The organism is Paenibacillus sp. CECT 9249 (assembly GCF_918697855.1).
Taxonomy (GTDB): domain Bacteria; phylum Bacillota; class Bacilli; order Paenibacillales; family Paenibacillaceae; genus MSJ-34.
In genome coordinates this window covers 78,253-105,033 of sequence record NZ_CAKKLI010000007.1, presented here as the reverse complement: position 1 = coordinate 105,033, position 26,781 = coordinate 78,253, and the positions used below count along the sequence as shown (strand labels likewise).

Genomic DNA, 26,781 nt, shown 5'->3' with positions numbered 1-26,781 from the left:
CCTCCGTCAACTGCCCAATCGCAGTTGCGGAGGTTTTTGCATTTGTTCATTATACGCTTGCTTCGGCGGCCGTTTCCGCTTGATTTTTTCTTCTGAACAGTCTCTTCAACCAATTCGAGAAATCGTCAAGATACGTATACATGACCGGTACGAGCAGCAAGGTGAATACCGTCGAGCAGGCCAGGCCGAAAATAACGACGATCGCAAGCGGAGCTTGCATTTCCGCGCCTTCCCCGATGCCTAACGCGAGCGGCACCAAGCCGAGCACCGTCGTTAAGGTGGTCATGAAGATCGGACGGATCCGGCTCGGAGCCCCTTGCATGATCGCCTCGTTGCGATCCAGCCCTCTTCTTCGCAAAATGTTGATGTAATCGACGAGAATGATCGCGTTGTTCACGACGATCCCCGCGAGCATAATGACGCCGATCAACGCGGTTACGCTAAGCGCCGTTCCCGTAATAAACAGTCCCAGCAATACCCCGACGAAGGACGTCGGCATGGAGAACATAATAATAAACGGATACAGCAGCGATTCGAACTGGACGGCCATAACGACATACACGAGAAAGATCGAGAAGATGAGAGCAATCCCCAGATCGACGAACGATTCCATCATGTCTTCCGTTTGTCCGCCCATGGAGTAGGAATATCCGTCCGGGAAGTTCATCTTCTCCAGCGTTTGCCCGATCTCGGTCGAGATGCTGCCCAAATCTCTGCCGGCAATGTCGGCTGTAACGTTAATTTGGCGCTGCTGGTTTTCGCGCTGAATCATGACCGGGCCTTGAATCTGCTTGAATTCCGCCACAGCCGACAATGGAATCAATTGGCCGCTTTGCGATTGAATCGTCAACGTTTGCAGCGAAGCGATGCTCGATCTGCTCTCTTCGGGCATGATGACTCTGACATCGTATTCGTTTCCGCCTTCGCGGTATTGCGTCGCCAATTGCCCGTTAACGGCGAGCGAAATTTCATTCATGATCTGTTGGTACGTCAAGCCGTATTGAGCCGCCAGACTGCGGTCGACCGAAATGTTCATTTCCGCGTTTCCTTCCGCCGCCGACGATTCCGCGTTATATACGCCCTCGATGCCGGAAATCATCCAGACAACTTGATTCGCGACTTCTTCCAGCACGTCCTGTTCCTGCCCGTTCAATCGGATTTGGATCGGAGAGCCTGCGCCGAAGCCGGATTCCATCGCCGAAACGGTAATTTCCGCTCCCGCGATATCTTTGGTCTTATCGGTTAATTGCTGCATCATTTCTTTCGTTGTAATCTCCCGTTCCGATGCGCGTATCAGTTGAATCGTAAAGGACGCCGAATTGGCGCCTCCGCCGAACGGACCTCCTCCTCCGATCGATTCGGCCGCAGTTTCAATCACATCCTTGTAAGGGGCAAGCAAGGAGGACACTTCGCCGGCGACTTTCTCCGTCTCTTCCAGCTTCGTACCGCTTGGCGTTTGCACCGAAATTTGAATCTGTCCTTGGTCGCCGCCGGGCATAAACTCCATGCCGATCCCCGGCACCAGGAAGAAGCTTCCGAGCAGCAGGACGATCGTGCCGAATACCGTCGTTTTGCGGTGGCCGAGCGCCCAATTCAGTATCTTTTTATAAAAAGTAATGAAATGGTTGAAAATACCGAACAGTCTTGCCATCCGTCCCTGCTTCTTTTCCTTCAACAGCTTTTTCTCGGATACCAGCTTCGAAGAGAGCATCGGTATAAGGGTAATCGCCACGACGAGCGACGCGACGAGCGAGAAGCAAACCGTCAAGGCGAGCGGGCGGAAGATATCCGCTGTCAGTCCTTGGACGAACACGATCGGCAAGAAGACGACCAATGTTGTTGTGGTCGACGCGATGACGGCCGATGCCAGTTCCGAAGCGCCTTTGACGGCGGCTTCTTTCATCGACATTCCTTTTTGCCTGTACGTAAAAATATTTTCCAAAATAACGATCGAGTTGTCCACCATCATGCCGATGCCGAGCGCAAGCCCGCCCATGGAAATAATATTGAGCGTTTGGCCGGTAAAATACATGAGCGTAAACGTCGAAATGACGGCGATCGGCATCGAGATGCCGATAACGATCGTCGAACGGACGCTGCGCAAAAATAAAATGAGAATAAGCATGGCAAGCGCCGCGCCGCTAATCATATTGTTGACGACGCTGTCGATCGATTGCCGAATAAAGATGGAAGTATCGGCAACCATCGATAATTCGATTCCTTCCGGCAGCTCGTCATGCAGCCGATTCATCGCTTTATGCACTTGATCCGCCACTTCGACCGTATTCGCGTCGGATTGTTTCTGGATCGACAGCACAAGAGCGGGCCCGCCGTTAACGAGCGTTAACGAGCTTTGCTTCTTGAACGTATCGCTGATCGCGGCCACATCGCTAACTTGAATTTGGCCGCCGGCAGGCAGATGAATCAACGTTTGCTTAATGTCTTCCACCGAGGTGAATTCGCCCTTCACCCGAATTTGCAGTTCCTGTATCCCTTTGGAAACGGCGCCGGCGGACGACGATTTATTCTCCATATTTAACGCTTGTACGACTTGCGAAGGCGTTAAGCCGTACCGGGCCAAATTGGCGCGGTCCAGCTCGACGAGAATTTCGCGCGTTTTTCCGCCTTGGACGGATACGGACGCAACGCCGTTTTGTCTTTCCAGGAAAGGCACGATGTTGTTATCCGCGATCTCCTGCAAATTCTCGGGTTCGGCGCCGGTCAAGCCGAGCGTTATAATCGGCATTTGGTTCGGGTCGAACCGGAGTACGGACGGATCGTTCGCATCATCGGGCAGCATCCCTTTGATCTGGTCCACCTTCTCCCGAACGTCAAGCAGCACGTTATCCATGTTGGTTCCGTTTTTAAACTGCAGCATGACAAGCGAAGAATTGGCTTGCGATTGGGATGACACCGTATCGATCCCTTGTATCGTGCTTAACGAAGATTCCAGCGGCCGGGTAATCAATTTCTCGATTTCTTCGGGCGCGGCCCCCTGGTAGGAAGTCGCGACGACGGCAATCGGCAGATCGATTTTCGGGAACAGGTCAATCGCCAAATTGCGCAAACTGACGAGGCCAAGGGCGATGATCGCCAGAACGATCATGAACACGCCGACCGGACGCTTAACGGAGACGTCAATCAATTTCACGTTATCGCGCCCCCTCGATAATTTTCACCTTATTGCCGTCGGCAAGCGTAATCTGACCTTTGACGACGACTTGATCGTTTTCGTTAAATTCGCCCTTCACGGCGGACGATTCCGTTTGCGATTCCAATACTTCCACGGTTTTCTCCACCGCGCGCCCGTCTTTCACGATAAAGATATACGACTCTCCGCCCTTTTCCACGATCGATTCGGTCGGAACGATCAGAGCGTCCTTCATCAGCTCTTGTTCGACAATGAATTTGGCGATCATGCCAGGCTTGATTTTCTCTTCCGCATTATCGAGTTCCGCTTCCATTCGGTAGAAACCGGAGTCGTTCGCAACGGGCGCCAAATAGGTGATGCGCGCGGTTAACGTTTGCCCTAGATCCGGCACGGTCACTTGCGCCTCGGCGCGATCCTGCAGCATAAGCATTTGATTGGTGCTTACGTTCGCGGTCAGCGTCACCGGATTGGTAGATACGATCGTGAACAGCGGGCCGCTCGCGGTAACGAATCCGCCTTCTTCGGCGGTAACGCGAATGACCCTTCCGCTAATCGGCGCCGTCAAATGAGCGTCGTTTAACCGGCTTTGTGCTTGCTTCACCCGCAGTTTGGCCTGCTCGACGCCTCTTTCGGCCTGGTCGAGATCCGGGCCCGATTGCGTTTGGGCGTAGACGGTTTTATATTGGTCTTGCGCTTGTTCAAGCCCGAATTGCTCCAATTGAAGCTGAATCTCCAAATCTTCGGCGTCGATCTTGCCGAGCGAAGCGCCTTTTTTGACGAAATCCCCTTTTTTGACATTCAGTTTCACGAGCTCGCCGTTTAACTTCGGTATGACGTCAACGGATTTGCTAGGTTCGGCCGTGCCGATAATTTCATTCTGTTGGCTAATCGTCCCCTTTTCTATTTTGGCAATTTGAACGGGGGTTTCCTTCTCCTCCGGTGTTTGCGACGTTTGCTGCGGTTCAGGGCTGCAACCTGTTAACGCTGTGGCGATCGCAATCGCAAATATGCCGGCTGCGAACCATTTTTTTCTCACGATTTGTCCCACTCCCTCTAATATAAGGCTTGTCTCTCTTCATCCGAAATATAGCTCTAGTTGCTTCGCATATCTTCCGATTCCTTTCGAATGAAAATCCTGATCAGTAGTTATACGAATGAAACGGGCTGCCGTTTCATGAAATCGTGGGGAGCGTGGTTCGTTTTTCCTAGCAAATGCCTGAAGCATTTACTGTACTTCAAACTGGGAAACAAAAAAGCATCGCGAGGGCGCCTGCTTATGCATGCTTGCCCCCGCCATGTAACTGCGAAATCCATTTACAATAGTCAAATGAGGCGAATTTCGCCTGAGCAGTTGCAATAATCCGGTTATTTCCGCCCAAATGACCATATAATCGGAGAAACAAGCTTGATTAGGCACTAGCGTTGCATCGGGAAATTGCTATCCGGACCGTACGGCCGTTATTTCTCGTCAAAATCGCTTTTTCGCTGTTTAGACGGACATTGGTTCCTTTATTCGTTCGTCGGAGGGCTTATTTTTACGCTTTTGCCGCGAATAAAGGATCGTGTGTCCGCAAACTGTCCGAAATCGGACCGATTGTCACAATTAGCGTATCCAGTGTCCGCGAACTTCGGAGCGGGGAGGTTGAAAGATGTGCTTGGCCTTGACTGTGGATATTTTCAACTTTGCAACTGCTACCTCTAATGCTGTAGGGAAGGCACAATATATTCGCGGAAATAATCGACCGGCCTGCTCGATCGCTTGAAGTTGTCGCTCGCGATCGCCACGACCATATGGCGCGAAGGGACGACAATAATATATTGTCCTCCGTATCCGAGCGCGAAGAAGTAGCGTTCTTCCCGGGTTTCTTGCCCGTCGCCGGCGCGGAAGGAAGACGCCCACCAATGCCGGCCGTAATAGCCGACTTGTTCATAGGTCAGATGCAGGGGAGCCGTGGTCCGCTTCACCCAATCTTCGCCGATCAGCCGCTTCCCTTTCCATTGCCCGTTATTGGCGTACAAGAGGCCGAATTTGACCATGTCCCGGATGGATAGATGGAGGCCGAAACCGCCGATGCTCATGCCTTGCGGATCTTCCTCCCAATAATATTCGCCGAAGCCGAGCGGGGCGAACAGATGAGTGCGCGCGTAATCGCTCACATTCATTCCGGACGTTTGCCGCAAAATGGCTGCGAGCAGATGGGAGCAGCCAGAGTTATAGACCATGCTTTCTCCGGGGTTTGCAATCAGCGGCTGTTTCAATGTATATTGCACCCAGTCTTTGCTGCGGATCATGGCGGGATAAGAAACCCGCTTGCGGTATTCCTCCCATTTGAATCCTGCGGTCATCGTCAGGAGATGATCGATCGTTATTTCTCTTTTCCGGTGGTCTTTATCTTTGTCCAGCACCGGAAAGTAACGGGAAATGGGGGTATGCAGCCCGGGGATAATCCCTTGTTCCACGGCAATGCCGACAAGCGCGGACAAGATGCTTTTCGTGCATGAATTGATTTTATGCAAGCGATTCGCCGAATGAGGGTCGCGATCGTATCGGAACGCGACGGTTTCGTTGATTGCAATGCAGCAGCTTAGCAATTTTTTGGATTTCATCTTCCTCTCCATTTCTTGTAAATAGAGAGGATTCATATGTTGACGTTCCGAATCGGAAATTTCCCAAAGCTCCTTTTTCATACCGCCCATGCTCCTTGCCGACATTTTATCCAATCGTTTGTCAATTTCTCCACATCTTACTTTCCATACTTTACATCATTGTGCCCCTTTGGGCAAAACCGTAGTCGGGCGTTCGGATGGGTTCGGTTCGCAGAAGGGGAAGAGGAGATTGTCGACGAATGGGACGTTCAACATTTGTAAAATAATTGTCTCGGATTCGGCGGCCGCCGTTTATTTTACAATAGTACCTTATTAGTGCTGCGAAATTCGCAAATGAGGACAGGAAATCGTTCAAATCGCCGCCGGAACAATTCAAAAATAGGTTGCCTTTTTCGTCATCGGACGGTAAAATAAACATAATAAAATTGTACGTACAAGTAAATGATTATCGAGTTTATCTAAGTTAATGTATGTACAAGTTGCACCAAGGCATGATAAACATTTTACGGAGGCGATTGATTTGATGAAGTTGAAACCGTGTTCATTTTGGTTCGTGACCGGCAGCCAGCATTTGTACGGTCCGGAAACGTTGGAACAAGTTGCGGAGCATTCGCGCATGATCGCCGAACAGCTCGCGCAAGATCCGATATTCGCTTACCCGATCGTTTTCAAACCGATTGTGAAGACGCCGGATGAAATTTACAGGCTCATTCTGGATGCCAATAGCGACGATTCTTGCGCAGGCATCGTTACATGGATGCATACGTTCTCCCCGGCCAAAATGTGGATCGCCGGATTGTCGCAATTGCGGAAGCCGCTGCTTCATTTCCATACCCAATTCAACCGGGATATTCCGTGGGAAACGATCGATATGGATTTCATGAATTTGAACCAATCCGCTCACGGCGACAGGGAATACGGCCATATCGGAGCTCGGCTCGGCCTTGCCCGCAAAGTTGTGGTCGGCCACTGGGAAGACGGCGAGATTCGCGCAAGCATTGCGGGTTGGATGCGCACGGCGGCCGCGTTCGCGGAGAGCCGCAGCCTGAAGGTGGCGCGTTTCGGAGACAATATGCGCGAAGTGGCCGTAACCGACGGGGACAAAGTAGAGGCGCAAATCAAATTGGGCTGGTCTGTCAACGGATACGGCATCGGCGATCTGGCGCAATTGATGAATGAGGTCGAAGAAAGCGAAGTAAAATCGCTGTTGAACGAATACGCCGAACGGTATACAATTGCCGCAGCGGGACTTGGCGAGGGGCCGGTCCGCGATGCGATCGCGTATCAGGCGCGGATTGAAATCGCCTTGAAACGGTTCCTGGAGGAAGGCGGATTCGGAGCGTTTACGACGACGTTCGAAGATTTGCACGGGCTGAAACAATTGCCGGGTCTGGCGGTACAACGGCTGATGGAGGCAGGCTACGGGTTCGGCGGCGAAGGAGATTGGAAGACGGCGGCATTGACCCGGGTATTGAAAGTGCTCGCCGGCAATAAGAGCACTTCGTTCATGGAAGACTATACTTACCATTTCGAACCGGGCAACCATATGATTCTGGGGGCGCATATGCTGGAGGTATGTCCGACCATTGCGGCCGGACGTCCGACGGTTGAGGTGCATCCGCTCGGCATCGGGGGCAAGGAGGATCCGGCGCGCCTCGTATTCGACGGGCAGTACGGACCGGCGGTGAACGCTTCGCTCGTCGATTTGGGACATCGATTCCGTCTGCTCGTTAACGTCGTGGACGGCGTGAAGGTGGAACAATCGATGCCGAAGCTGCCGGTTGCGCGCGTACTGTGGAAGCCTCAACCTTCCTTGCGCGAATCGGCCGAAGCCTGGATTCTGGCGGGCGGGGCGCATCATACCGTTCTATCGTACGCCATCACGGCCGGGAATTTGACCGATTGGGCGGAAATGGCCGGGATCGAAGCCGTTGTGATCGATAAGGAAACGTCCGTACAACGGTTCAAGAACGAATTGCGCTGGAGCGACGCGGCTTACCGTTTATTAGGTTAAACAAGCTTTGCCTGCGGCCATCCGGGCGGTATGGCGCATCCATTGGACAAATACAAGCTGCGGCGGCTGAGGTGAAAGATGAGCAACGCACGAATTCCTAAATATGTACAATTAAAAAACGAATTGTTGGCATGGCTGCAGGACGGCAAGTTGCAGCCCGGGGAACAGTTCCCGTCGGAAAACGAAATTGCGGAGCAATTCGGTTTGAGCCGTCAGACGGTACGGCAAACGTTCGGGGAACTGGAGCAGGAAGGATGGCTGGAACGGATTCAAGGCAAAGGAACGTTCGCCAGAAACCCTCTGCGGCGCGAAAACGAACAGGTCAAAACGATCGGCATCGTAACGACGTATATTTCGGATTATATTTTTCCGCATATCGTGCGCGGTGCGGAGGCGGAACTGCGAAGCCGCGGCTACCGTCTGCTGCTGTCCAGTACGGACAATAATAAAGAGAAAGAGATGGAAAGCCTGCAATTGATGACGAGCCAGCCGCTCAGCGGGCTCATTATCGAGCCGACCAAAAGCGCGGAGGGCAATCCGAATCTGGAATATTTCCTGAAATTGCAGGAAAAGGGCATCCCTTATTTGATGATCAACGAAAAATACCGCGAGCTCGATTGTCCCTGTTTGAAAGTGGACGACGAAGCGGGCGGATTTGCGGCGGCGCTTCATTTGCTCGACCGTGGCCATCGCTTGATCGCCGGGTTCTTCAAACGGGATGATTTGCAGGGTGTAAATCGGCTGAAAGGCTTTCTCGCCGCGCACCGGAAATACGGATCGGCCGTTTCTTCGCGACATGTGGTAACCTTTACAACCGAACAAAAGCGTGAGGTGCCTTACCGGCAGGCGATCGAATTGCTTAGCGGCAATGAAGAGGAAAGGCCGACCGCGTTCGTATGCTATAACGACGAATTGGCGGTCGTCCTGATGGAAGCGGTCGCCCATTGCGGACTGCGCGTTCCGGAGGATGTGTCCATCGTCGGATTCGACGATTCGAGCTTGGCGACGGCTTCGGGAACGAAGCTGACGACGCTGACTCATCCCAAATCGGCGATGGGCGAAGCTGCGGCCAAGCAACTGGTCGGCATGATCGAGCAAGGGGACGTCTATGAAGATACGATATTCGAACCTGTATTGATCCGCCGCGATTCGGTGATCGACAGAAACTGACATTTTACATGGAAAGGAAGTGGGGGCAATGCTGGAGGCCCTGAAGCAGCAAGTGCTGGAAGCGAATTTGGAGTTGCCCAAGCACGGGCTCGTTACTTTTACTTGGGGGAACGTAAGCGGCATCGACCGGGAGAGCGGGCTGTTCGTCATTAAGCCGAGCGGCGTGCCGTACGAACAATTGAAGGCGGAGCATATGGTTGTCGTCGATCTGGATGGCCGCGTCGTCGAAGGGGAATTGCGCCCTTCATCCGATACGCCTACCCATATGGTTCTGTACCGGTCGTTCCCGGATATCGGCGGCGTCGTGCATACGCATTCGCCTTGGGGAACAAGCTGGGCGCAGGCGGGACGCCCTCTTCCTGCGTACGGCACAACGCACGCGGATTATTTCTACGGGGAAATACCGGTCACCCGCCCGATGACGAAAGAAGAGATCGAGGGCGCGTACGAACTGGAAACCGGGAATGTGATCGTAGAGCGATTTGCCGATTTGGATCCGAACCAGGTGCCCGGAGTGCTCGTTCATTCCCACGCGCCGTTCGTATGGGGAAAAGATGCGCATAACGCGGTTCACAATGCGGTCGTTCTGGAAGAAGTGGCCAAAATCGCTTCCCGGATGCTTCTGATCCGGCCCGATACGCCTCCCATGGATCAAACGCTGCTGGACCGGCACTTTTTGCGCAAGCATGGGGCCAACGCTTACTACGGCCAAAAAACGACAATGTAGTTGACGGTTCGAAACGTTCTTTCCGGTGCGGAAAGTCGACTTTTTGAACACGCAGTTTAAGCGTAAGCAAAATGTCATTGGAGGGGAAAGACATGGACAAGAAATATGCGATCGGAATTGACTATGGCACTCAGTCGGGCCGCGCGGTATTAGTGGATTTGGCGGACGGGCGCGAAGTAGCCGACCACGTGACGCCGTATCCGCATCATGTGATCGACGAACGGTTGCCGAATTCGGGCGTCAAATTGGAACATGATTGGGCGCTGCAGCATCCGCTGGATTATGTGGAGGTGCTGCGCCAGTCCGTCCCGGCCGTCATACGGCAATCCGGCGTAAGCCCGGACGATGTGATCGGCATCGGCATCGATTTCACGGCTTGTACGATGCTCCCGGTAGATGAAGCGGGAGAACCGTTATGTCTTCTTCCGGAATACGCCGATCGGCCGCATAGTTGGGTGAAGCTGTGGAAACATCATGCCGCCCAGCCGGAAGCGGACAAGATCAACCGGATCGCCGCGGAGCGCGGCGAAGCGTTTTTGCCGCGATACGGCGGCAAAATATCGTCCGAATGGATGATTGCCAAAATTTGGCAAATTCTCGACGAAGCCCCGGACATTTACGAACGGACCGATCTATTCCTCGAAGCTACGGATTGGGTTATCTCCCAATTGACCGGCAATATTGTCCGCAACAGTTGTACGGCGGGCTATAAAGCGATTTGGCACAAGCGGGAAGGTTACCCGAGCAAGGAATATTTCAAAGCGCTCGATCCTCGGTTGGAGCATTTGGTCGAAACGAAGCTGCGCGGCGACGTCATTCCGCTCGGAACGAATGCCGGAGGGCTGACGGAGCGAATGGCGGACATGATGGGATTGAAACCGGGCATTGCGGTTGCCGTCGGCAATGTGGACGCCCATGCCGCGGTACCGGCCGTCGGCGTCGTGACGCCGGGCAAACTCGTTATGGCGATGGGAACGTCGATCTGCCACATGCTGCTTGGCACCGAAGAGAAGCAGGTTGAGGGCATGTGCGGCGTCGTCGAGGACGGAATCGTTCCCGGCCTGTACGGATACGAGGCGGGCCAATCGGCCGTAGGCGATATTTTCGAATGGTATGTGGAGGAGGCGCTGCCGGCTTATGTCAAGGAAGCCGCCGAACGCGAAGGATTGAACGTCCATCAATGGCTGGAGAGGGAAGCGGCGGCGTATAAGCCCGGACAAACCGGTTTGCTGGCGCTCGATTGGTGGAACGGCAACCGTTCCGTCTTGGTCGATACCGATTTAACGGGACTCATTCTCGGCATGACGCTGCTAACAAAGCCGCAGGAAATTTATCGGGCGCTGCTGGAAGCGACCGCCTTCGGCACGCGGAAAATCGTCGATGCGTTTCACTCGAACGGGGTGAGCGTGGATTCACTGTACGCATGCGGAGGACTCCCGCAAAAAAACAGGCTTCTCATGCAAATCTATGCCGACGTAACGAACCGCGAAATATTCGTGGCCGATTCGAAACAAACGCCCGCGCTCGGGGCGGCGATGTTCGCGGCGGTGGCGGCCGGAGCGGATGCCGGCGGTTACGACACGATTCTGGACGCTGCGGCCAAGATGGCGCGGGTGAAGGAAGAAACGTTCAAACCGATTCCGGAGAACGTGGAAGTATACGAGCGGTTGTATCAAGAGTACAACGCGCTGCATGATTATTTCGGCCGCGGAGCGAACGATGTGATGAAACGGTTGAAACAAATCAAGACATCGGTGGAATAGCCATGAATACGATCGAACAACATCCGTTCGAACGTCTTGTGCTGGCGCCGGGGGCGACGAAGGAAATAGTCTCTTATTTCCACGAACGAGGCATCGCGCGTACGGTGCTCGTCGGCGACCGCAATACTTACGAAGCGGCGGGAGAAGCGATCGAGCGTACGCTCCGGGAGGCAGGGGCGCAGGTCGGGCTGTGCCTCGTCACGCCGGGCGACGCGGGCGATGTCGTCGCCGACGAGGCTTCGATCGTCCAGTTGCTGCTCGAAATCGAGCCGGGGAGGACCGATATGCTCATTGCCGCAGGAGCCGGGACGATTCACGACATCGTTCGCTTCGCCGGCTTTACGACCGGTACGCCGTTCGTTTCCGTGCCGACGGCTCCTTCCGTGGACGGCTTCACGTCCGCGGGAGCGCCATTGATCGTTCGCGGCGTGAAGAAGACGGTGCAGGCAACCGCGCCTGTCGCCATCTTCGCCGATACCGATATTCTCGCCAAAGCGCCGCAGCCGCTCATTGCGGCCGGATTCGGCGATATGATCGGCAAGTATACGTCCCTGTTCGATTGGAAGTTCTCGCATTTGGCGGCGGGCGAACCTTACGACGAATCGGTCGCGTCGATGACCGAACGGGCTTTGGCGTCTTGCGTGGAGCATGTTCGCGAAATCGGCGAACGCACGGAGCGCGGCATACGCGTTCTGATGGCGGCCTTGATCGAATCGGGCATCGCCATGCTGCGGTTCGGCCGGTCGCATCCGGCTTCCGGCGCGGAGCATCATCTATCCCATTACTGGGAAATGGAATACTTGCGCCGCGGCAATAGAGCTTTGCTGCATGGCGCCAAAGTCGGCGCGGCTTGCGCCGAAATTTCGCGCATGTACCACGAGGCGGCGGAGCGAGGCATTTATCCGGGGCGGCAACCCGAGGAACTGCGGCGGTACGGCGGCCAAATCAGGGAGTGGCTCGCCGCCGTGCCGAGGGAATCGCAAATCCGCGAGCTGTTAAGTCAGGCCGGCGGACCGACCGATCGGGCAGAGCTCGGAATCGACGACGAATTGTTTGCCCGCAGTTTGCGGGAAGCGCATCGGCTTCGCGACCGTTATACGCTGCTGCGGGCATTGAACGAGGCTTGATTCATAGGCCTTTGATCCGGGGGCGGCAACCTGCCGCCGGATCAGACGTTCCCGTCGCGGACGTCGTACAGGACGCGAGCCGGTAGATCCTGGCTGTAATTGCCGAAATGCTTGCCGTAGATCGTAAGTCCGCGCTTATTCGCCGGCTTGTCGGTAACGGCGATGAAGATCGAAATAATGGGCTTACAGTCCGTTTCATAACGGCTCGAAGGTTCTGTCGATCCGAGGCATCTTCTTCTCCCCCCTTTTGTCGAAATCCCCTTCGCTCAGCAGAATGAAATGGTGTGTCCGGCATAACAACTCCAGTTTCATAAAAGCAATTAGGATGCGATATACACCTGAAGCGTAATGGTATCGAACAATACCGGCAGTTCCCGCGGACAAGTTCATTTATTCGGAACTTCACGCATCGATCCGGTCGCATTTTAACTTACAGAACCCGGCTTTCTGAACTTCTGAATGAGGGGGATTTTCACAAAGGGCCGAAAAAACGCTTGATCTGCACGAAAGGTATGAAGAAGCTAATGCAGTGCTAATGAGGTCAAGCCGGGTCATTGGATTTTATCCAATGGTTTACCCGTATTGAACCGGGACTTGGCCTTTTCATTGGAAATGATCCAATGAAATCTTCGAAATAGCGCTAAAACATGAAGAATGAGGGGGATCCGCTGGACAATTTCCAATGGAAGGCCGCTTGGAACGATAAATGGGCATTTTCTGTTGGATATTTTCCAATGGGAGGCGGGGAGACGGGGGGCATTTTCTGTTGTTTAGTTCCAAAAGTCGATAATTTGTCATTTTGGGAACCGGAATTCCCCGCCGCCGAGAGGAAAAGTGCCCTAATTCGCATGCTGTCGCGGCCGGATCGAACCGCGATTCCCCCGCCGAGAGGAAGAACCGCCTCTTCGCGGGCGGTTACGGCGAGTTTCGGAACCCCTTCCCCAAACGCGATCGCTTGTCCGCGAGGCATTCGGGCGAAGTTCATAGATTATGCGGCAAACTTGGTATACGAAAAACGTCCGTATCCTTATAATATAATATAGTTTAAGCGACGGAATTTACCATGCATCGAAGGAGTGAGGATATGCTGATCGGAGTTGTGTCGGATACCCATATGCCGCATAAGGCTAAGGCTTTGCCGAAAGCGCTGATCGAAGGCTTGACCGGTACCGAGCTTATTATCCACGCGGGGGACTGGACATCGCCCGATGTGATTGCGATGCTCGAACGGTTCGCCCCGGTGGAATCGGTGGCGGGCAATAATGACGGAACGGACATTGTCCGCCGCTTCGGGCGCAAAAGAATCGTCGAAGCGGGAGGAAAACGGATCGGCATCGTGCACGGAGACGGTTACGGGCGGTCGACGCCGGATAATGCGTTTCAGGCCTTCGCGGGACAACATGTCGATGCGATCGTCTTCGGCCATTCGCATGTCCCGTACAAGGACGTCAGGGACGGGATTCTCATGTTCAATCCCGGATCGCCGACGGACAAAAGAATTCAGCAGAAGTATTCGTTCGGCTTATTGCGCGTCGGCGCCCGCATCGAAGCGAAACATATCTATTTCGCCCGTAAAGACTGACTTTATCTCCATACGCTGATCCGTTCCGATTTTTTGACAAAAGCGGATGACATCGATTTGGCCCGGGCTTGCAGCAATCGCTGTCTTCCTTCCGTGTTCCGGGTAAAGATCAGTTCCGCTTTCCCGACGATCCGCTTCCAGGCTTCGCAGAAATATTGAGCGCTGTCTTTCGCCCGCCCGATGTGCTGCGGAACGGCATGGTAATCGGTTCTTGCAACGGGACCCCATTTGGACTGCCGCACCAGCAAATATCTCGGATTGTCGATCTGCCCGACCGCCTCTTGGACAGCGTCCAGAAACAGCGTCTTCTCGTACGTTGTCCCTCCGTCCATCCAACAAGTGACGAAGCCGTTCGCATCGCGGTCCGCATGGATCCGCAAATGTTTCGATGCGGTTCTGATGAGGTTCATATGCTGCAATGTGTCGCAAACCGCAAGCCCGACTTGCTTCATGCTGGATTCGATCGTGCCGTGCTTGATCAAGAGCCGCACCGCTTTTACCGTTTTTGGCAAGGCGGCGATCATTCCCAGAATCAGCGCATACACGGCAAACGTTAGGAGCGCTTGATAAGGAAGACGATGATGCGCGTCGATGCTATTGAGCAGCGATAGAGCGACGGAACTTCCGAGAGACAAACCTTGCAGCAATAACATGCGAATCGTATTTTGCAAGATGAACGGCCTTGGCAAAACTTCCGGATCCGTCCGGAACGCTTCGGTCATCCGTTTCGGCTTGTCCCCGAGCGCTTCGTTCCATTGCTGCCGCAATTGCTGCCGATTTCCGGCGAGCCGGAACGTTCTTTCATTCATGCGTTCGATCGTGTCCGCATCGTACGGAGGAGCATCCAATTCCAGACGCCCGATTCCGCTCTCAATGCGATATCCTTCATAGGAGACGCCGACAAAGGATTGAAATCGGCGCGTCAAGGTGTCCATATCGTAGCCGCGTTCGCTCTGCGTCGGATCGTGACAAACCAAATGCCATATATTCGACGTTTTATCTTCATTTCCGGGTTGAACCCGGATTGCCCTCCCCCGCATTTGATTTGACAGCATGAAGGTGCCGACATAGGAAGCGAGAATCAGCGCGTTTATGCATGGGGCGTCCCAGCCTTCGCCTAGCAGGGCCGTCGTCCCGATGAGAACGTGAATCTCCCCCTGTGTAAACAGATCCGTAATGATGCGCACCAATTGCTGATGTTGCTTGCCCTTCATTTGAAAGGATACGTACCGTTCGTCATGCGGAAGCGGCGTGCAGCGAATGCGCTCTTGTTCCAGTTCCGGCGTACTAGCTTCCAAAGCGGGGACAGCATCCGCCGGGATGATGGCGATCGATCCGGTCAGCACTCCGACTTTCAGACGCGGATCCTTATCGTCTCTGCGCAATTTCTCAAAAATAGGTATGACGCCCAGCCGGTGAAGCGGCTTCTCATCCTCTTTGCTCTTCGGCAAATCGGGCAACCGGATATAATCGGTCAGAACGACCAGCCGCAAACGGTCTTGCAGGACGCCCGCCTCGAAACGGACGATATCGGAGACGCTCTGCAGTTTGGATACGCTGCTTACGAGAATCCGGTTAATTTGGGTTGACGTCCGCAAGTATACTTTCCTGCGTTCAACCGCCCCGATTTGCTGAAGCCATTGTTTTAGTTCATGCAAAATATCGTCCCGGTTTTTCGTATATTCGTCTTGAAAAAGACAGCCGGTCAACAATTCCTCCAACCATTCCAACGTCAAATCGGGAACCGAATGTTGATCCGTGCCTAATATAGGAATAAGTCGCTCCCATCTCCGGCTGTCCGTCTGCTTCAAAAATATAAGCAAACTCGAGAAGTACCCCGGATTCGACAATATCGCTTCGAGATGTTCGTTCGGCTGTGCAATCCAAGGATGGCTGTCGATCATGCGGACGAACGCTTCGTCTTCCAGCAAGCGGTTGCGAACAAGCCCGACGTTCGTTCGAAACGTATGGATGATGTTGCGTTCCTCCGCCGTAGGTGCCGAAAAATAAATATAGTCCTGATGAGGGCATAAATCCCGTTCCTTCACCAGTTCGGGAACGCTGATTTCCAGATCGATCGGCCCGCACAGCTCGATGTACCTGTCCCACTCCGCAGGGGCGGCGTCATAGGGAGGGGTAGCGGTAAGTGCGACAACGTTGGGCCGGTCTAACCCGTTGCGAAATTCCACCGCGCTCTTCCACCACTCCGACCGAAGATGATGCGCTTCGTCGAGCACGATCGTTTGAAACCCGATGTCCCGAATCGCCGCTTCGATCCGGGCTTTTGCCGTCACATCGATCTCATCGGCTGCCGGAATATCGCTAGCCGCATCCGAGCGGGATTCCACATCCGCAACTTCAGCAGTTGCCGCATCCTCTTCGATTTGCGCTCCGGCTTCGTAACCGACCGAATTCGAAACAAGGCTGTGAAGCGCCTGATACGTAGTTACCGTCAGAAAACGCGGGTTTTTCAAATCCGTCGATATCCAATCGGGGACATCCGTCCGGTTTAAAAACAAAGCGACGAACCGGTCGACCCATTGTTCTTTGATCGTCAAGGTGGGAGCCAAAATAAGCGTCGGCTCGTTCAGGCGCAGAATGACTTCCAGTCCCAGCACCGTTTTGCCCGAACCGGGCGGAGCGACAAGATGGAGATGCCGGTTGCGGAGATGATGATCCAACTCGTCGAGCGTTCTTTGCTGATACGTTCTCCATTCGTAAATGAATTGCGCGTCTTGGGGAAACGACTTCATGCCGGATTCCTCTCCTTTCAGGCAGCTTAGGTTTGTTCGGCGCTTCATTAAGTATAAAACGGTTCGTTCGCGAGGAAAAGTACGATTTGACAAAACGGTAATAACGTAATAAAATAACTTTACGTAAAATATCATTTTTATGTGAGGAAAATATGGAGCATCAAATACTGGAATCGTATGTCGTTGAGTCGCATGAGCAAGGAATGGCCTTGATGAATCCCTTCCGCGCGGACATGTTGACTTATTTAAGGGAACCGTCGTCCGCTTCCGAAGTCGCCAGAGCGATGAACGAGCAGGCGCAGCGCGTCAATTACCATTTGAAGGCGCTTGAGAAAGTCGGTTTGGTCCGGCGCGTCGGCACGCGCAATGTGCGAAATTTGGTGGAAGTGCTTTATCAGGCGCTTGCCCGCACGTTTATTTTGGCGGATCAGCTCGGATGGAACGCGGATACGGTGCGGAAAATGAAAGATCAGAGCTCGCTTGCGCATTTGGTCGCTGCTTCCACTCGATTGAAACAGGATGCGCTGCGGCTGATGGAAGTTTCCGACGAAGGAGAAGAGGTGCCCTCGGCCTCGCTGCAATTGCAAATTCATCTCACGGATGAGAAACAGCGCGAAGCCTTCGTCCGGGAGTATGTAGAGACGATGAAGAAGTTGGCCGAGAAATACCAGGGATCCGGGGAAGGGGTTGCGTATCAAGTGTTGGCAGCCGTTTATCCGGAGCCGGATACGGACAAAGGAGGATCCGAAACGTGAAAAACGATGAAACGGAAAAGACGAATGCAGCCGAACAAAATGAGCCGACCATTGTTTGGGAAACTGCGAATGGGAGGGAGGAGCGGGGCCGATCCGAATCCGGCCATGTCATCCCGTTTCCCGTCCAAACAAGCGAATCGTCGTTTGTTCGTTTGCACATACCGCTGGAAGACGGAAGAAAGCCGCTCGTCATCACGCGCGTCTCTTCGGGATTCGGCAACGTGCAGGCGACGTATCGCTCGTCGGCGCCGAGATGCGCCGCTTAAGTCTGATTTGGGAAAGGGGATCATTGCATGAATTTCACTCCTATTGTTGTTGAACAAACGTCGCGCGGGGAACGTTCCTACGATATTTATTCCCGCTTGCTTCGCGACCGCATTATCTTTTTGGGCAGCGCAATCGACGATCAAGTAGCGAATTCGATCATTGCCCAATTGCTGTTTCTCTCGGCCGACGATCCGGAGAAAGATATCTCGTTATATATCAACTCGCCGGGCGGCAGCGTCACGTCCGGATTGGCCATCTACGACACGATGCGGCATATCAAGCCCGACGTGTCCACGATTTGCGTCGGCATGGCCGCTTCCGCGGCGGCGGTATTGCTTACGGCCGGCCATCCCGGCAAACGGCTGGCCTTGCCGAATTCGGAGATCATGATTCATCAGCCATGGGTTTCCGGCGGAATCAAAGGCCAAGCAAGCGATATCGAGATTCACGCCAAGCAAATTCTTAAATTGCGGACGACGACGAACCGCATTATCGCGGAAACGAGCGGCCAGCCCCTCGATAAGGTCGAGCGCGATACGGACCGCGACCATTTCTTGACCGCCGCCGAAGCGAAGGAATACGGCTTGGTCGATAAAGTGGTGGATGGCATCGGCATGAAATGACTTCGCGCCTCCCTCCGCCCCCCCCTTCTTCCGGGAGGGGAGGGCCTGTCTCGGACCATTCGATCCGGTTACCGGGCCGAACCGTGCGCAGCGCTGCGGTCGTCCACACGCTGGAAGAGCATGTGCGCGAAGCTGCGATTCTGGAAGGGCAGGCCGTCCGGCTTGAACCGGGCGAGATGATGCGGCTGCGGATCGTAAGCGAATAACTAATAAATAGAACCGCTGGAGCGAGAACTCCAGCGGTTTCTTGTTCCTACATGTTCCAGCCGCGCCCGTATTGAGGCGGGGCCGGAATCGTTGCTCCCAATTCTTTGGCCGCGGTGCGAGGCCAGTACGGATCGCGCAGGAGCGCCCTGGCGATAAAGATGAGATCGGCCTGTCCTCCCCGTATGATTTCTTCCGCTTGCGTTCCGGTTGTAATAAGCCCTACCGCGCCGGTCATCAGTTCCGCTTCCCGTTTAATCCGTTCCGCAAACGGAACTTGGTACCCCGGGAACGCATCGATATGGGCGGGAACGACGGCGCCGCTGCTGCAATCGATCAGATCGATTCCTTGCGATTTCAGCGTACGCGCGTAGCCGACATAATCGTCGACGGTCAATCCTTCGGGATGGTAGTCGCTTGCGGAAATGCGGACGAACAGCGGACCGGACCAAACCTCTTTCACCGCCTCGACAATCTCGCTCAAGAAGCGGTATCTTCCCTCCGGCGTACCGCCGTATTCGTCGCTGCGCCGATTCGTGAGCGGCGACAAAAACTCGTTGATCAAATATCCGTGCGCCGCATGAATTTCAATCACGTCGAAACCGGCTTGTTTGGCGCGGCTTGCCCCTTGCTTGAAAGCTTCGATCGTTTCGCGGATTTGCCCCTGCGTCATCTCCTCCGGGGTTTTGTATCGCTCGTTGAACGGGAGCGCCGACGGTGCGACGATCGGTCCTTCCAATTCCGCTTTTCTTCCGGCATGGGCGAGCTGAATGCCGATCGCCGCCCCCGCTTCGTGCGCCAGATTGACAAGCTCCTTCAATCCCGCGATATGTTCGTCGCTCCAAATGCCTAGATCGCGGTCGGATATTCTTCCTTGGGGAGTAACGGCGGTCGCTTCTACTACGATGAGTCCTACTTGGCCGACAGCCCGGCTCGTATAATGCGTTTTATGGAAATTCGTCACTTTGCCGTCTCGGGCGTCGCAGGAATACATGCACATCGGCGACATGACGATTCGATTTTTCAAGGCGAGTCCGTTCACGGTTATTGGCGAAAAAAGTTGGCTCATGCCATCATCCCTCATTTCTGCGTATTTGTAGTCGTTATTGTCGTTACTATCGTTTGCAATTCTATTGTAACGCTATCCAACGGCGGGAGCAAAAATATGAAACATATGAGTCAAGTACTAGAATATTTTGTGAAATTTTGTTTCGTACACATCGAAAATGAGACTTCCTTCCTTATTTTGCCCCTTAACAGAGATTTTACTCTGATGAGGTCATCGTTTAACAATCCTATATCATACTTATTTTATTGATAGCTAGGCTTCATAGGTTGAGATGAAGGGAGGAGTGCTCCGGAAACTTCGCATATGTCGCTCAGGAGAATGGAATGGCGTTAGACAAATGAAGCATGGAGGTAACGATCTAACATGAACAAGCGGCGAAAAAACACGGGTATCATTCTTGTCGTTCTATTGTTGCTGTCTCTCATGCAGCCTATCCCGAATGCGGCTGCGCAAGAGATGCCGGAAACGTCATTCGGACAAGTGCTCGATATGCGGACAGGGGAATTGGCGCCGGATGCGGATTATTATTGGTACAATATGAAACTGGATCGAGGCTTGCAAAAAGTCCATTTCGTGGAGTTCAATCCCGCCAATCCGAACCTGGAATTGCAGGCCGGAAGATCGAACGGCAAAGTATACGGGTTCCAGGGCGTGACGAAAATGGCGGATGATGCCGACCGGGCGGGAAATCGGGTCATTGCCGGAATTAACGCCGATTTCTACGATTTGTCCAACGGCGTTCCGTACGGGCTTTTCGTCGATGACGGCATCATTTTGAACAGTCCCGTGAACGGCAGATCCGCATTCGGCATGCTGGAGGACGGCACGACCGTATACGGTCCGAGTCCCGAGCTTATCAAAACGGTCTCGATCGGAGGCGCGGCGGAGACGATTACGCATATTAACCGGCCGAGAGGCGCGGAAGAACTTGTGCTTTATACCGCCGATTTCTTCGCTTCCACGAAGACGAGCGATCAAGGGGACGAAGCGATTTTGAACGTCTTGGAAGGGCAGGTCAAGAGCGGACAAACGCTGAAGTTGCAAGTGTCCGCAATTCGAAACGGCAAAGGCGACGCTCCGCTTGCGGAAGGAACCGTTGTCTTATCCGCATCCGGGAAATACAAACAACTGTTGGCAGGCCTACGGGTCGGGGATATAGCAACCGTAACGATTGCGTTGCCTGAACCGTGGGATCAAGCCAAAACGGTGGTAGGCGGTTCCGGCTTGCTTATTAAGGACGGCGTGGTGCACAACGGGATCGGGCCGGAAGGCGTTCATCCCCGGACCGCCATCGGCACGAAAGCAGACGGATCGGTCGTCTTGTTCGAAATCGACGGCCGTTCGCCCGGTTTCAGCGAAGGCGTAGAGACGCTGGAGTTGGCCAACATTTTGAAGGACCTCGGCGTCGTGAACGCCATGAACTTGGATGGGGGCGGCTCGTCGACGTTCGTCGCGAGGCTTCCCGGGGAAACGTTCCGCAACATGATGAACAGAGGCTCGGACGGCGGGGAGAGACAGACGGCGAACGGGCTTTTGCTCGTCAATAAGGGACCGGAAGGAGCCGCCGACAAATTGGTGGTTCAACCGAATTTCGAGAGAGTGCTGGAGGGCTCGTCCTTTTCTTTCGGAGCGGCCGCGGTCGATGCGAGCGGCCATCCCGCAACCTTTGAGGGCGTCCGGCTATGGAGCGCGGATACGGCGATAGGCACGGTCGATCAAGCCGGAACCTTTACGGCTGGCGCCGCCGCGGGAACGGGGACGATCGAAGTTCGAGCGGGAACTTTGACGGGCAAAGGCGAGGTGGAAGTCGTCGATCGCTTGACGGAATTGAAATTTCCCGATGCGGAGAAAACGTTCGAATCCGGGGCCGAGGCCGTACTTCAAGTGTCCGCTTTGCGCGACGGCCAAGTCATCCAGGCGGACAACAGCCGATTGGAATGGCGGGTCGAAGGCGAGATCGGCACGATCGACGGCGACGGACGCTTCCTCGCCACGAACGAAAACGAAAAAAGCGGCAAAATTTACGTAAAGTACAAGGATGTTGAAACGTCTATGGACGTCAAAGTGGGGCTGCCTCCGGTCGTTTTGGAGGATTTCGAAAGCGGATTGGATCGCTATATCGCCTCCGGGGCCCGCTACAATAAAGTGGAAGCGACGCTTGAAACGGATGAAGACATCGTCCGCTTCGGCGGTCACTCGCTAAAACTCGAATACGACTTTATCGGAACCCAAGGCACATCGGGAGCGTATTTGCAGACGTTAACGGGGACTTATGTCGATATACCCGGGTATCCCGAGAAGATCGGCATGTGGGTGTACGGAGACGGGAAACGCCACTGGCTCCGCGGCCAAATGCGGGACGGGAAAGGGAATGCGGTCCCGATCGATTTCACCGACCAGACCGTCGGCGTGGATTGGATCGGGTGGAAATACGTAGAGGCGGAGGTGCCCCCGGGAAAACCGCTTCCGTTGAAATTCGACCAGATGATCCGATATATGGAAACCGATAACGGCAAGAAGGATGCCGGCGTTATCTATGTCGACCAAATACGGGCCCTTTACGGCGCGACCGACGACGATACGAATCCGCCGCTGATTCGAGATATCAGTCCTGCCGATAAAAGCACGCTAACGACAAACATGCCGACGATCAGGGCTTATGCGGAAGATGACGGATACGATCCTTCCCTTCATCCGGGAACGACATTGATCGATCCGGACAAGATCCGGCTGTACGTTGACGGCGTACGGGTCGATCATGCGCTGTATCCGCCCGAAGGGAGAATTTCTTATACGCCGAACGAACCGCTTGCGGACGGCGTTCATCGGGTGAAGCTGGCCGTTAGGGATCTCGCCGGCAATCAAACGATTCGCGAATGGATATTCAATGTCGATACGGGATCGCCCAAATTCGTATACGACAGTCCGGCGGAGGTCTATGCAGGGAACACGTACGAATTGAACGTAGGGGCGGAGAAAGCGGCGGAACTTCGCGGCGGGCATGTCGAATTCGGCTTCGATCCGTCCAAGGTGGAAGGTTTGAACGTCGTACGGGGCGCCAAACTGACGGAGGAGCAGCTTCAACCGGCCGTAGACGAAGAATCGGGGACGGTTCGATTGAATTTGCAGCAGTTGAACTCCGCGCAGTTAACGGACAATGATTTGCTCGGGCAAATCCGGTTCACGGTCAAACATGACGCTTCCGGCACAAATGTGATCGACTACAAATCCGGTTTGATCGTATTGAACGGGGGGCCGGATGAAGGCAAGGAATACATCGGCATGCCGGTGGAAGCGGCGGTGAAACATCATCTGTCGCTCCAATGGGATGAAACGGGCGCGGCGCAAGGGTTTACGACCCGATTCCGCGTGACGGACGAAAGCGGCTCGCCCGTAGCGGGCGCCAAGCTGCTGGCGGACGGCGCAGAAGTCGGCGACGGCAGCGGCGTGTTGTTAACCGATCAAGAGGGTGCGCTCGCGACGGACGCCCTGACGCGGGACGTCAAGCAATACCGGCTTCAGGCGACCAAGGACCTGCGGTTCAGTCCGGTTGTGACGTTCAAAGTGTCCCCGCTCGCCGGATCCGAGCTTCCGCGCAACGTAACCGTCAATATGGGTGCGGATCCCGCCGCTTCGCGCGCCTTTACATGGCAAACCAATCCGCTCGCCGAGCGAACGGTAGTGGAATTTGCGAAGGAAGCGGAGTTTACCGATTTCCGGCAGCCGAATGTCATGAGAACAGACGGCGAAAGTTATTTGTATCTCACTGAGGACACCGGCTTGATGAGAGTTCATAAGGCGGTCCTTGCGGATTTGGAGCCGGGCACCCGTTATGTGTATCGGGTGGGCGACGGCGACGGTAATGTAAGCGGGCAAGGCAGCTTCGCAACCGCCGAAGCGTCGGGCGACGGCACGAAGTTTCTCTTTTTCGGCGATTCCCAGGCGGGCGATCAGAAGGGATTCGAGCTATGGGGCAATATTTTGCATAAAGCGATCGCCGATCATCCGGATGCCGAGTTTATCATGCATGCGGGCGATATGGTTGATAAGGGATACTTGGAAAAGGAATGGAATATGTGGTTCGACGAAGCGCAAGACGCATTCATGAATACGACGCTCGTCGGGATTATCGGAAACCATGAAGTGATGGGAACGAGAGCGAACAGCGATTTTCTCGCGCATTTCAATCAGCCCGGCAACGGTTTGGCAGGCTTGGAAGGCACCAACTTCTCCTTCGATTACAAAGACGTGCATTTCGTTGTTCTGAATAGCGAATACGAATACGAGCGCCAGGCCGAATGGCTGCGGGACGACTTGGCCAAGACGGAAAAACCGTGGAAGATCGTCGCTTTCCATCGGGGGCCGTACGGCAGCCAATACGACACGGAAGTGGTGAGAAGCAACTGGGTGCCCGTTCTGGAAGAGTTCGGCGTCGATCTGGTGTTGAACGGGCATGACCATATTTACTTGCGCACGACGATGAAGGACGGCGAGAAAAAAATGCTGGGAGAAGGAACGACCTACGTCGTCGCCGGCTCGACAGGCCCGAAATTTTACGGTCTGACACAGCGGCCTTGGCATCAAATCGTCGACGACGAACACACGCAAATCTATACGTCGATCGAGACGAAGGGCAATACGTTAACTTTTGAAGCGAGAACGATTGACGGACGGGAAGTGGATCGTTTTACGCTCACGAAGGAGATGGGAGAACCCGATCCGATCGCTGGAATATCGTTGCTGGGCCGGACGATGCTGAAGCCTGGGGGAACCGACCAGGTTGCCGTTGAAGCGCTGCATGCCTCCGGGAAGCGCAGTCCGATTGCGGAAGGAGTTATGTTCGCCAGCAGCAACCCGCAAGTCGCCGACATCGACGGCAACGGGAAGGTTCGGGCGTTTGAAGTCGGCGAAACGGTCATATCCGCGACATATTCCGGATTTACGGACAGTTATATGCTGCGGGTGTCGCTTGATGAGCCTTCGCTTGTCGATATTTCATTGACGGGTCCGGCTATGCTGCAAGTCGGCGAAACGAGCCAAACCGTTACGAAGGCGGTATATAGCGACGGCTCGCAAGAAGTATTGACGGAAGGCGTTGCCTTTGCCAGCAGCAACGAGCAGGTTGCTACGGTGGATGCCGCGGGAACGATTACGGCGCATCAGGAAGGAACGACCGTCATTACAGCGACGTATGCCGCGATAACGACAGGATATGAATTGACCGTCATTCCGCGGATCGCTCCGGAACCGCAGCTTGTAGCATTGGAAATTCGCGGACTGGAATCAAAGATGACAGTCGGCCTTGCGAAGCGGGCGGAAGCGCTGGGGCGTTACAGCGACGAGAGCGTCAAACCGTTGAAGGACGGGGTCGCATTCGCCAGCAGCCTTCCTCAAGTAGCCTCCGTGAATGAAGACGGGCTCGTCAAGGCGCTTCGTCAAGGTTCTACCGTCATTACGGCTACCTACGAACAATGGTCGGCGAGCTTTTCGCTTACCGTGGAAGGAGCGACGACATCTACTCCGCCGTCCGGAGGTGAGTCCGGAGCGTCGGGCGGAACGAAGCCGGATCGGGCGCCGAAACCGGAAACGCGGACAGGCCGAATGGAATTAACGGCTGAGCAAATCAAGAAATTGGCCGGGCCGGACGGAGTCGTCATTGAAACGGATCAAGCGCTGCATGAGCTTGTTTTGCCGGGGAATGCGGCGACATTGACCTCGAATGCGCGGTTTACGATCGTATCGAAATGGATGGAGCTTGCCATTCCGGGCGAGGTGATCCGCGCGCTGGAACAGCTGGTGTCCGAGGAGGAGAGGGCGGCCGCCAAAATGATTCTCAAATCGGTTCCGTTAAGCGCCCCCGAAGCGGAGAAGCTGTTGGCGGGTGCGGAACGGCGTTCGGGCGCGCGCTTGCAAGCCGCGACACCGTTATTCAAGTTCAGCTTCGCCATAATAATCAAGGACGGGCATGAGCGCGCGCTGAGCGAATTTGCAAAACCGGTCTCGCTGAAACTACGGACACAATCGGAAGTCAACCGTAAATTGGCGGGCATGTATGGCATCGCCAGCAACGGAGCGCTGCAATATGCCGGCGGAACTTGGGCGGGCGGAGCGTGGACCGCATCGATCGATCGCGTCGGCATCTACTCCGTGCTCGAATACAACAAGACGTTCTCCGATATGGCGTCCGAACACTGGGCAGCGGATGCGATCCGGGAACTGTCGGCCAAACATATCGTTAACGGGGAGTCCGGCGACCGCTTCTTGCCGAACCGGCATGTTACGCGCGCGGAATTCGCCGCATTGCTCGTAAGGCTGCTCGGCTTGCAAGGAGAAGGCAATGCGGTATTCAGCGACGTGCCGGCGGATCGCTGGTATGCGAACGAGGTGGCTCTTGCCGCGAAAGCCGGATTGATCGTCGGTGTCGGCGGAACGTCCTTCGCGCCGGATGCCGAAATCAAGCGGCAGGAAATGGCGGCGATGATCGTGCGCGCGTATGAATACGCGCTTGGAAAGAAGGCGGACGCAACGGCGCCGCTGCCGTTCGCCGATACGCGTTCCGCTCCGGAATGGGCGCGGAACGCTGTTCGAACGGCTTATGCCCTCGGGCTCGTTCACGGCCGTTCGAGCGTTGAATTTCAGCCCGAAGGCTATGCGACAAGGGCGGAGAGCGCCAAAATGATGCATAATCTGCTTTACCTCATGGAGAAATGATTCATGCATGGAGAGAACCTGACCCATTGCGTCAGGTTCTCTTTATTGCGATTCGACGATGTGTGCGGGCGTATGATGCACAATATACAACATATAAGCCCTTTTTGCCCCGTCGTTTGCGTCTATGCTGTAAATTTTACAACATTATTGGGGAAAATGAGCGGATTTGGCCTGCGATTTTGCGATGTTGTTGTATATTCTGCAACATAACGGCCCAACATACGATTCAACCCTGTATTATGTTGTAAAACGTACAAC

General features: G+C 54.5%; 16 protein-coding genes and 1 pseudogene. 11 read left to right on the top strand and 6 right to left on the bottom strand.

Features of this window, described 5'->3' with window-relative positions; genetic code table 11:
- Positions 1-49: 49 nt before the first annotated feature.
- From LQ229_RS08640 to LQ229_RS08630, 3 genes are all read right to left on the bottom strand, one after another.
- Positions 50-3,151: an efflux RND transporter permease subunit gene (locus tag LQ229_RS08640; protein ID WP_230191453.1), complete on the bottom strand. Its 3,102-nt coding sequence runs from the start codon at positions 3,149-3,151 to the stop codon at positions 50-52.
- A gap of 1 nt (position 3,152) precedes the next feature.
- Positions 3,153-4,187 (bottom strand): efflux RND transporter periplasmic adaptor subunit, encoded by a 1,035-nt coding sequence (locus LQ229_RS08635; RefSeq protein WP_230191452.1) that lies wholly within the window; start codon positions 4,185-4,187, stop codon positions 3,153-3,155.
- Positions 4,188-4,849: 662 nt separating this feature from the next.
- The gene (locus LQ229_RS08630; protein ID WP_230191451.1) at positions 4,850-5,839 is read right to left on the bottom strand and encodes a serine hydrolase; all 990 of its coding nucleotides are present in this window, start codon (positions 5,837-5,839) and stop codon (positions 4,850-4,852) included.
- A 442-nt stretch (positions 5,840-6,281) separates the two neighbouring features.
- Between LQ229_RS08630 and araA the strand changes: the two genes are divergently transcribed.
- The 5 genes from araA (at position 6,282) to LQ229_RS08605 (ending at position 12,559) form a co-directional block, all read left to right on the top strand.
- Positions 6,282-7,772 carry an L-arabinose isomerase gene (araA, locus tag LQ229_RS08625; RefSeq protein WP_230191489.1) on the top strand — a complete coding sequence of 497 codons (1,491 nt, stop codon included), beginning with the start codon at positions 6,282-6,284 and terminating at the stop codon, positions 7,770-7,772.
- Between the two features lie 78 nt (positions 7,773-7,850).
- Positions 7,851-8,942 (top strand): GntR family transcriptional regulator, encoded by a 1,092-nt coding sequence (locus tag LQ229_RS08620; RefSeq protein ID WP_230191450.1) that lies wholly within the window; start codon positions 7,851-7,853, stop codon positions 8,940-8,942.
- A 28-nt stretch (positions 8,943-8,970) separates the two neighbouring features.
- Positions 8,971-9,669 (top strand): L-ribulose-5-phosphate 4-epimerase, encoded by a 699-nt coding sequence (araD, locus tag LQ229_RS08615; protein ID WP_230191449.1) that lies wholly within the window; start codon positions 8,971-8,973, stop codon positions 9,667-9,669.
- 92 nt (positions 9,670-9,761) lie between these two features.
- A complete protein-coding gene (locus LQ229_RS08610) occupies positions 9,762-11,432 on the top strand; it encodes a ribulokinase (protein WP_216538569.1) in 1,671 nt (556 codons plus the stop codon).
- Positions 11,433-11,434: 2 nt separating this feature from the next.
- A complete protein-coding gene (locus LQ229_RS08605; protein ID WP_216538570.1) occupies positions 11,435-12,559 on the top strand; it encodes a sn-glycerol-1-phosphate dehydrogenase in 1,125 nt (374 codons plus the stop codon).
- A gap of 41 nt (positions 12,560-12,600) precedes the next feature.
- Here LQ229_RS08605 and LQ229_RS08600 read toward each other — a convergent pair.
- Positions 12,601-12,735 (bottom strand): annotated as a pseudogene (locus LQ229_RS08600) (transcriptional regulator); the annotation flags it as partial.
- A 908-nt stretch (positions 12,736-13,643) separates the two neighbouring features.
- Here LQ229_RS08600 and LQ229_RS08595 point away from each other — a divergent pair.
- Positions 13,644-14,141: a metallophosphoesterase gene (locus LQ229_RS08595; RefSeq protein ID WP_230191448.1), complete on the top strand. Its 498-nt coding sequence runs from the start codon at positions 13,644-13,646 to the stop codon at positions 14,139-14,141.
- Positions 14,142-14,143: 2 nt separating this feature from the next.
- On the opposite strand, the gene LQ229_RS08590 is transcribed toward LQ229_RS08595, so the two are convergent.
- Positions 14,144-16,894 (bottom strand): DEAD/DEAH box helicase family protein, encoded by a 2,751-nt coding sequence (locus LQ229_RS08590; protein ID WP_230191447.1) that lies wholly within the window; start codon positions 16,892-16,894, stop codon positions 14,144-14,146.
- A 152-nt stretch (positions 16,895-17,046) separates the two neighbouring features.
- On the opposite strand from LQ229_RS08590, the gene LQ229_RS08585 reads away from it, so the two are divergent.
- From LQ229_RS08585 to LQ229_RS08570, 4 genes are read left to right on the top strand one after another with little or no spacing between them, the layout of a single operon-like run.
- Complete coding sequence (locus LQ229_RS08585; RefSeq protein ID WP_230191446.1) at positions 17,047-17,649, top strand: helix-turn-helix domain-containing protein; 603 nt, start codon at positions 17,047-17,049, stop codon at positions 17,647-17,649.
- Positions 17,646-17,915: a hypothetical protein gene (locus LQ229_RS08580; RefSeq protein ID WP_230191445.1), complete on the top strand. Its 270-nt coding sequence runs from the start codon at positions 17,646-17,648 to the stop codon at positions 17,913-17,915. The genes LQ229_RS08585 and LQ229_RS08580 overlap by 4 nt, the downstream gene beginning before the upstream one ends.
- A 27-nt stretch (positions 17,916-17,942) precedes the next feature.
- The gene (gene clpP / locus LQ229_RS08575; protein WP_216538575.1) at positions 17,943-18,539 is read left to right on the top strand and encodes an ATP-dependent Clp endopeptidase proteolytic subunit ClpP; all 597 of its coding nucleotides are present in this window, start codon (positions 17,943-17,945) and stop codon (positions 18,537-18,539) included.
- The gene (locus LQ229_RS08570) at positions 18,536-18,745 is read left to right on the top strand and encodes a hypothetical protein (protein WP_230191444.1); all 210 of its coding nucleotides are present in this window, start codon (positions 18,536-18,538) and stop codon (positions 18,743-18,745) included. The genes clpP and LQ229_RS08570 overlap by 4 nt, the downstream gene beginning before the upstream one ends.
- A gap of 47 nt (positions 18,746-18,792) precedes the next feature.
- On the opposite strand, the gene namA is transcribed toward LQ229_RS08570, so the two are convergent.
- Entirely contained in the window at positions 18,793-19,812 is a 1,020-nt protein-coding gene (namA, locus tag LQ229_RS08565; RefSeq protein ID WP_230191443.1) for an NADPH dehydrogenase NamA, read from the bottom strand.
- 363 nt (positions 19,813-20,175) lie between these two features.
- Here namA and LQ229_RS08560 point away from each other — a divergent pair, with 363 nt between their 5' ends.
- The gene (locus tag LQ229_RS08560) at positions 20,176-26,523 is read left to right on the top strand and encodes a phosphodiester glycosidase family protein (protein ID WP_230191442.1); all 6,348 of its coding nucleotides are present in this window, start codon (positions 20,176-20,178) and stop codon (positions 26,521-26,523) included.
- The last annotated feature ends 258 nt before the right edge of the window (positions 26,524-26,781 follow it).

Excerpts from the sequence above, each read along its gene's own strand:
- LQ229_RS08630 (WP_230191451.1), bottom strand. The coding sequence starts at position 5,839 with ATGAAAAAGGAGCTTTGGGAAATTTCCGATTCGGAACGTCAACATATG.
- araA (WP_230191489.1), top strand. The coding sequence starts at position 6,282 with ATGAAGTTGAAACCGTGTTCATTTTGGTTCGTGACCGGCAGCCAGCAT.
- LQ229_RS08620 (WP_230191450.1), top strand. The coding sequence starts at position 7,851 with ATGAGCAACGCACGAATTCCTAAATATGTACAATTAAAAAACGAATTG.
- araD (WP_230191449.1), top strand. The coding sequence starts at position 8,971 with ATGCTGGAGGCCCTGAAGCAGCAAGTGCTGGAAGCGAATTTGGAGTTG.
- LQ229_RS08610 (WP_216538569.1), top strand. The coding sequence starts at position 9,762 with ATGGACAAGAAATATGCGATCGGAATTGACTATGGCACTCAGTCGGGC.
- LQ229_RS08605 (WP_216538570.1), top strand. The coding sequence starts at position 11,435 with ATGAATACGATCGAACAACATCCGTTCGAACGTCTTGTGCTGGCGCCG.
- LQ229_RS08595 (WP_230191448.1), top strand. The coding sequence starts at position 13,644 with ATGCTGATCGGAGTTGTGTCGGATACCCATATGCCGCATAAGGCTAAG.
- LQ229_RS08590 (WP_230191447.1), bottom strand. The coding sequence starts at position 16,894 with ATGAAGTCGTTTCCCCAAGACGCGCAATTCATTTACGAATGGAGAACG.
- LQ229_RS08585 (WP_230191446.1), top strand. The coding sequence starts at position 17,047 with ATGGAGCATCAAATACTGGAATCGTATGTCGTTGAGTCGCATGAGCAA.
- clpP (WP_216538575.1), top strand. The coding sequence starts at position 17,943 with ATGAATTTCACTCCTATTGTTGTTGAACAAACGTCGCGCGGGGAACGT.
- LQ229_RS08570 (WP_230191444.1), top strand. The coding sequence starts at position 18,536 with ATGACTTCGCGCCTCCCTCCGCCCCCCCCTTCTTCCGGGAGGGGAGGG.
- namA (WP_230191443.1), bottom strand. The coding sequence starts at position 19,812 with ATGAGCCAACTTTTTTCGCCAATAACCGTGAACGGACTCGCCTTGAAA.
- LQ229_RS08560 (WP_230191442.1), top strand. The coding sequence starts at position 20,176 with ATGAACAAGCGGCGAAAAAACACGGGTATCATTCTTGTCGTTCTATTG.